At 73.5% G+C, this 6,089-nt stretch carries 5 protein-coding genes and 1 riboswitch; of the genes, 2 read left to right on the plus strand and 3 right to left on the minus strand.

Annotated elements, in window-relative coordinates:
- Positions 1 to 540 precede the first annotated feature (540 nt).
- Positions 541 to 900: an STAS domain-containing protein gene (locus tag MCBG_RS27455; RefSeq protein WP_013287849.1), complete on the plus strand. Its 360-nt coding sequence runs from the start codon at positions 541 to 543 to the stop codon at positions 898 to 900.
- Between the two features lie 101 nt (positions 901 to 1,001).
- The gene (locus MCBG_RS27460) at positions 1,002 to 1,478 is read left to right on the plus strand and encodes an SRPBCC family protein (protein WP_043329174.1); all 477 of its coding nucleotides are present in this window, start codon (positions 1,002 to 1,004) and stop codon (positions 1,476 to 1,478) included.
- Here the strand turns inward: MCBG_RS27460 and MCBG_RS27465 are convergent.
- The 3 genes from MCBG_RS27465 to MCBG_RS27475 all read right to left on the minus strand — a co-directional run bounded on the left by MCBG_RS27465 (position 1,475) and on the right by MCBG_RS27475 (position 5,957).
- On the minus strand, positions 1,475 to 2,551 hold the full coding sequence (locus tag MCBG_RS27465) for a coiled-coil domain-containing protein (protein WP_043329177.1): 1,077 nt from the start codon (positions 2,549 to 2,551) through the stop codon (positions 1,475 to 1,477). The two genes, MCBG_RS27460 and MCBG_RS27465, sit on opposite strands and share 4 nt — an antisense overlap.
- A gap of 4 nt (positions 2,552 to 2,555) precedes the next feature.
- Positions 2,556 to 2,687: riboswitch (cyclic di-AMP (ydaO/yuaA leader) on the minus strand.
- Between the two features lie 143 nt (positions 2,688 to 2,830).
- Positions 2,831 to 3,745 carry a cation diffusion facilitator family transporter gene (locus MCBG_RS27470; RefSeq protein ID WP_043329179.1) on the minus strand — a complete coding sequence of 305 codons (915 nt, stop codon included), beginning with the start codon at positions 3,743 to 3,745 and terminating at the stop codon, positions 2,831 to 2,833.
- Positions 3,746 to 3,839: 94 nt separating this feature from the next.
- Complete coding sequence (locus MCBG_RS27475; RefSeq protein WP_043329181.1) at positions 3,840 to 5,957, minus strand: HelD family protein; 2,118 nt, start codon at positions 5,955 to 5,957, stop codon at positions 3,840 to 3,842.
- Between the last annotated feature and the right edge of the window lie 132 nt (positions 5,958 to 6,089).

Genomic DNA, 6,089 nt, shown 5'->3' on the forward strand with positions numbered 1-6,089 from the left:
CGGGTGGCGTCGCGCACGCTGTCACCGGCGGAGCCGGCCGCGGAGAGCAGGTGCTGCCACGCCTGGTCGGCGACCCGCTCGGCCTTGCCCCGGCGGTCCAGCAGGTTGGATCCGAACATCGTTCTACCTCCTCGGGTGCCGAAGGCCGGCGGCCACTTCGGACTCCGGTGTCCATCCGGCGCGTTCACTGTCTCGGGGCAGTGCCCCACCGGCGCACGCGGCAAACCCTCGCGGTGGTGCCCGGCTCGTGAGCAGCGAACGGGACGAACCACCCGAACGCGCCGGGACCGGTGCCGACGGGACGTGCGCGCGCCCGCTACCCTGGTCGGCGGATCGACGGGTCCGACCGGCCGTACGGCTGGCCGCGGCCCGCGTCGAAGGGGAAACTGGAACCCGGAGGTCCGGATTGGGAGCGCCCAGGTGTGCCCAGTTCGCGAATTGCTCATCCCGGGGGGTGGCGACCGGGCCGTTGGAGGAATACTCTCGGTCGCGGCCCGCGTACTGATGAGGCGCCCGTCAAGGGCGAGTGGAGGTGCTCGCGTGAGCCTGTCGATCGTGAAGTCGGTGCGGCCGGGTGGTGTCGTCCAGATCGCGCCCCGTGGGGAGATCGACGTCGACACCGCGTACGAGGTGCGGGAAGCGATCGCCGAGGTGCTCGCGAAGGGCCGTCCCTCGCGCATCGAGCTGAACATGCGGCTCGTCACGTTCATCGACTCGGTCGGCATCAGCGCCATGGTGGCCGGCTTCCAGACCTGCGAGGTCAGCGGCGTCAAGCTCGTGGTCACCGAGCCGAGCCGGTTCGTGCACCGGCAGCTCTGGGTGACCGGCCTGCTCGGCCTCTTCGGCGCTCCCGAGCCGTGGTTCGCCGACGACACCCCCGAGGTGCTGCCCGGCGCCTGAGCGCCGTTCGCACCCCCTGCGGCCAGGGGACCTTCTACCCGTTGCCAGCCCGGCGTCGGTACGGGACGATCGTCGCGACGTACGACGGCGAGGGGGCCCGCTTGCAGAGCAGCGACAGCTTCAGCTACACCGTGCAGGCCCGGTGCAGCCGGGCCGACGCGGTGGCACTGCTGGGTGACCTGAGTCGCCAGGGCGAGCTGCATCCGCTGATCGTCCGGGTCCGGCAGCTGCCGGCCCGGCCGGGCGCGCTGGCCAGCTACGCGATCACCGACCGGCTGCAACTGGGCCCGCTGCACTTCCCGGTCACGTACCAGGCGGACGTGCTGGTCGCGAGCGAGGACGAGGTGGTCACTGTCGCCCGGCAGCAGCCGGCGACGACGGTGCGCAACCACACCCGGCTACGCGACGAGCCCGACGGCACCGTGCGCATCGACGTGGAGATCACGCTCACCGCGCCGGCGCCGCTGTTCGGGTACGCGTTCCGCCAGGCCCGGGCGGCTCACCTGAGCCTGGCGGCCCGTCTCGGCGCGACGCTGGAGGGCCGGCCCGATCCGGCCGGCCCCCCGGGAGCGCGCTAGTACACCGACAGGTGCACGTGGTTGGTGTGGTCGCTGGACGGGTCTCCGTTGCCGCCGCTGTACGACTTCCACCCGCTGCTGGGCAGCCAGATCTGCTTGAACCAGATCACGTAGAGCACGGCGAGCGGGTCGGCGTTGCGCACGAAGTACGCGGCCAGGTTGTTGCCGTACGTCCGGTCACCGCCGCTGGCCACGCCGCCGAAGCCGTTCTTCTGGGCGGCGAAGTCGCAGGCCCGCCCCTTCGGGTGCTCGCCCGAGCCGCTGGGCCGGTGGCACGAGACGTACCTGGTGAAACCGGCCGCCTTGGCCTGCTGCAGCGCGTGCAGCGTCCGCGGGGTGATGCAGCCGTTGGCCGGGGTCGGGTCGTTGACGCTGCACGACTCCGACGGCCACGAGCCGTCCGAGTTGCGTGGCGCAGGCTTCGCGTTCTTGCTTGAGGTGCCCTGGACGCTGCCGCCGCCGCTGCTGTTGTTGCGTGCGGAACGTTCGTTGGCCACTTCGAGCGCGCGCTCGGCCTGCTCCTTGCGCTTGCCCATCACCTCGACCTGCTTGCGTTGCTCGCGGATCTCGGTGTCGAGCGCGGCCCGGGTGCGGGTGGCCTCGTCCCGGGTGGTGATCAGCTCGCGCACCGTGCGGTCCTCGTGCGCGGCGACCTGTTCCAGCGTGGCGGCCCGGTCCATGAAGCCCGCCGGGCTGCTGCTGTCGAGCAGCGCCGCGGCGGTGCCGAGGCGGCCCGCGCGGTACGCCACCCCGGCGATCTCACCGACCTTGGCGTCACGTACGGCCAGCTCGGCGCCGACCTTCGCGAGCTGGTCGTTGAGCTGCTTCTGGCGGTTCACCGACCGGTTCAGCGCGGCCTTCGCCTCCAGCCAGCCCTTGCTGGCCGCGTCGAGTTGGGCGCGCAGCTCGGGCGTGCCGCCCTCGTCGTCGCCGGGCGCGGCGGCGAGCAGGGCGGTCCGGGGCGCCGCCGAGGCGGGGGAGGCCGGAACGGTCGCGACGCCGACAGTCAGCGTCGCGACGAGCAGGGCCGCCAACCGGGCGGCCGTCCGTCGTACAGGTGCCACTGGGGGCATTCACATGTCCTTCCGTCAACCGCCGACCGGGTTAGCTGACGGGTTCGGGACGGAAGATCCCTACCGCTGACGCGGATGCACCCCACGTACGTGGTTCCCCGGCTCGCCCCTTCGGGCGATTAGGCGACGGCCACCCCACCTGCGCCGGTGACGCCGGTGGCTGCGGCCGCGACCGAGCCTACCGGCGCGGCCCGGGCGTGGCTCCGTTGCGCAGTGCCGCATGGTGGGGCAAAACCGACATAAGTGTACAGCAGTCACGGTGATTTAAGTCTGCCCTAATCACCACTCGGTCTTTCCGCACACTCCGGCTGACGCTCCGGGTTCGACCTGCAACGTGGCGTGATCGATGGAGAAGTCCTCGTGCAGCGCCGTCCGCGCGGCGGCCAGCACCCCGGCCGGGTCCACACCCGGGTCGGTGGTCAGGTGCGCCGAGGCCACCTCCATGCCCGAGGTGAGCGTCCAGACGTGCAGGTCGTGCACCTCGGCCACGCCGGGGACCGCGGCCAGCCGGTCGTGCACGGCGGTCACCTGGAGGTGCTCCGGCGCCGCCTGCACCAGGATGCGCACCGCGGCCCGGCCGAGCCGCCAGGTGCGCGGCAGGATGAACAGGCCGATCCCGACGGCGACCAGTGGGTCCGCCCACCACCAGTCGGTCACCGCGATGACCAGCGCCGCGGCGATCACGCCGAGCGAGCCGAGCAGGTCGCCGAGCACCTCCAGGTACGCGCCGCGCAGGTTGATGCTCTCCTTCGCCCCGGCGCGCAGCAGCGCGAAGGCGACGATGTTGGCGAGCAGGCCGAGCACCGCCACCACGAGCATCGGGCCGGCCAGCACCTCCGGCGGCTCGCCGAAGCGGCGTACCGCCTCGATCAGGACGTAGACCGCGACGGCGCCGAGCAGCACGGCGTTGGCGAGGGCGGCGAGCACCTCCAGCCGGTAGAGGCCGAACGTGCGCTGCGGGTCGGTGCCGGCGCGCCGGGTGGCGGTGATCGCCGCGAGGGCCATGCCGATGCCGAGCACGTCGGTGAACATGTGCCCGGCGTCGGAGAGCAGTGCGAGCGAGCCGGTGGTGAAGGCGGCCACCGCCTCGACCACCATCAGGACGGCGAGCAGCGCGAACGCGGCCCAGAGCCGGCCTGCGTGGCGGTGTGCCGCGTTGGCCACCGCGCTGCTGTGGTCATGACCTGCGCCCACGCCAACACCCTCCCTGCCGCGTACCGGCCGGGCCCAATGTATGCTCACATCGCTATGTATGCAAGTGAACTGTGGGTGGCGCGGGCGTGGCCCCTCACCCCACCGGGTCGAGCGTGGTGAGGCGCTGGGTCGCCCGGGACAGCGCCACGTAGAGCGTGCGCACGCCCGAGCCCGGATCGGCCCGGATCTCGCTCGGCGCCACCAGCACCACGCCGTCGTACTCCATGCCCTTGGCCTGGAGGCTGGTCACCACCTGGAGCCGGCCCGCGCCGAGCGCGCCCAGCCAGCCGGCCACCTCGTCCCGGCGCGGCACCGGCGTGATCACGCCGACGGTGCCCTCCACCTGGCCGAGCAGCGCCTCGGCCGCCTCGACGGTGGCCGCCGGCAGCTCGGCGGCGGGCACCGTGCGCTCGACCGGCGGAACGCCTGTGGACCGGACCGCGTCGGGCAGCGGCAGATCCGGGTAGAGCCGGCGGATCTCCGCCGCCGCCACCGCGAAGATCTCCGCCGAGTTGCGGTAGTTGGTGGTCAGCTCGTAGCGGTGCCGCTTGCGCCGGCCCAGCGCCTGGTCCCGGGCCCGGTCCAGCTCCTGCGGGTCGCCGGTCCAGGCCGTCTGCGCCGGGTCACCGACAACGGTCCAGGACGCCAGCCGCCCGCGCCGGCCGATCATCCGCCACTGCATCGGCGAGACGTCCTGCGACTCGTCCACCACCACGTGCGCGTAGTCGCGGTAGTCGGCCGGACGCTCCCGCGCCGCCGCGCGGGCGGCGCGCTGCCGATCGGCGTACGTGCTCAGCTCGCGCACGCCACCGGCGAGCTGGTACGGGTCGCGCTTGGGCCGGGCCCGCTGCACCGGCTTGCCCAGCAGCGCGTCCAGCTCGTCCAGCAGCGCGATGTCGGCCACCGTCAGCCCGTCGGTCGTGAGCGTGCGGTACGCCTGCCCGAGCAACCGGATCTCGGCCGAGGAGAGGATCCCCCCGGCGTAGCGGCGCAGCCGGTCCGGGCGGGCCAGCCAGTCCAGCACGTGCCGGGGGTGCAGCCGGGGCCACCACGCCTTGAGGAACTCGCGGAACTCCGGCCGCTCGATGATCTCGTCCTCGAACGCGGGCTGCTCCGGCAGCCGTCCCACCCGCAGCGTGCGGGCCTGCGCGTAGAGCGCGGCGAGCACCGCGTCGAACGCCGCCCGGCGTACCTCGTTGCGGCGCGCGCCCCGGGCCAGCGTCCGGTCCCGGATCGCGTCCAGCGCGGGGCGCTCCAGGCGCAGCAGCTCACCCCGGTACAGCAGGCGCAGTTCGGCGGGGGAGTCCGGCACCGCGTCGCGGACCGCGCGTTCCAGCACCCGGCGCATCCGCAGCGAGCCCTTCACCGCCGCCACGTCCGGCGGGTCGGTCCGCGACGCGGACAGGCCGGGGAAGAGCGAGCCGAGCGAGTGCAGCGTGGCGGTCTCCTCGCCCAGTGAGGGCAGCACCGAGGCGATGTACTCGACGAACACGCCGGACGGGCCGACCACCAGGATGCCGCCGCCGGCGTACCGGGCCCGGTCGGAGTAGAGCAGGTACGCGGCCCGGTGCAGCGCCACCGCCGTCTTGCCGGTCCCCGGGCCGCCGGAGACGATCGTGACGCCGTTGCCGGGGGAGCGGATCGCCTCGTCCTGCTCGCGCTGGATGGTGGCGACGATGTCGCGCATGCCCCGGCCGGTGGCCCGGGACAACGTGGCCAGCAGCGCCCCGTCACCGACCACCGCCATGTCCGGCGGCGCGGCCTCCGGGTCCAGCAGGTCGTCCTCGATCCGGGTGACCTTCTCCGAGGCCGACTGGATCGTGCGCCGGCGTACCACGCCGCGCGGCTCGGCGGGCGTGGCCTGGTAGAACGCGGCGGCGGCGGGCGCCCGCCAGTCCACCACCAGCGTCTCCGCGTCCACGCCCCGCACGCCCAGGCGGCCGACGTGCAGCACCTGCCCGGTACGCAGGTCCAGCCGCCCGAACACCAGCCCCTCGTGCTCGGCGTCCAGCACGTGCCGGCGCTGGGCGGCGTGGAAGACCATCGCGTCCCGCTCGACCAGCGCGCCGAAGTTGCCGACCCGGGCCAGCCGGTAGCCCTCCCGCTCGGCGTCGGCCGCCGACCGGCGCAGTTCGGCCAGCCGGGCGTACACCCGGTCGAGGTGGCGCTGCTCGGCGGCGATCTCCCGGTCCAGCGTGGTCTGGTCGGTCAACGCGGATGCTCCTGTGGTCGGACGGCACGACGGGCTGAATGAGGGTACGGGCCCTCGGCAACCGCAGCGCCGGGGCATGCCGTCCGCGATGAGCGTACGTCAGTGCCGTTCCGGAGCGGGAGACGCTCAGAG

It is taken from the genome of Micromonospora sp. M42, from assembly GCF_000568915.1.
Lineage (GTDB): Bacteria > Actinomycetota > Actinomycetes > Mycobacteriales > Micromonosporaceae > Micromonospora > Micromonospora chalcea.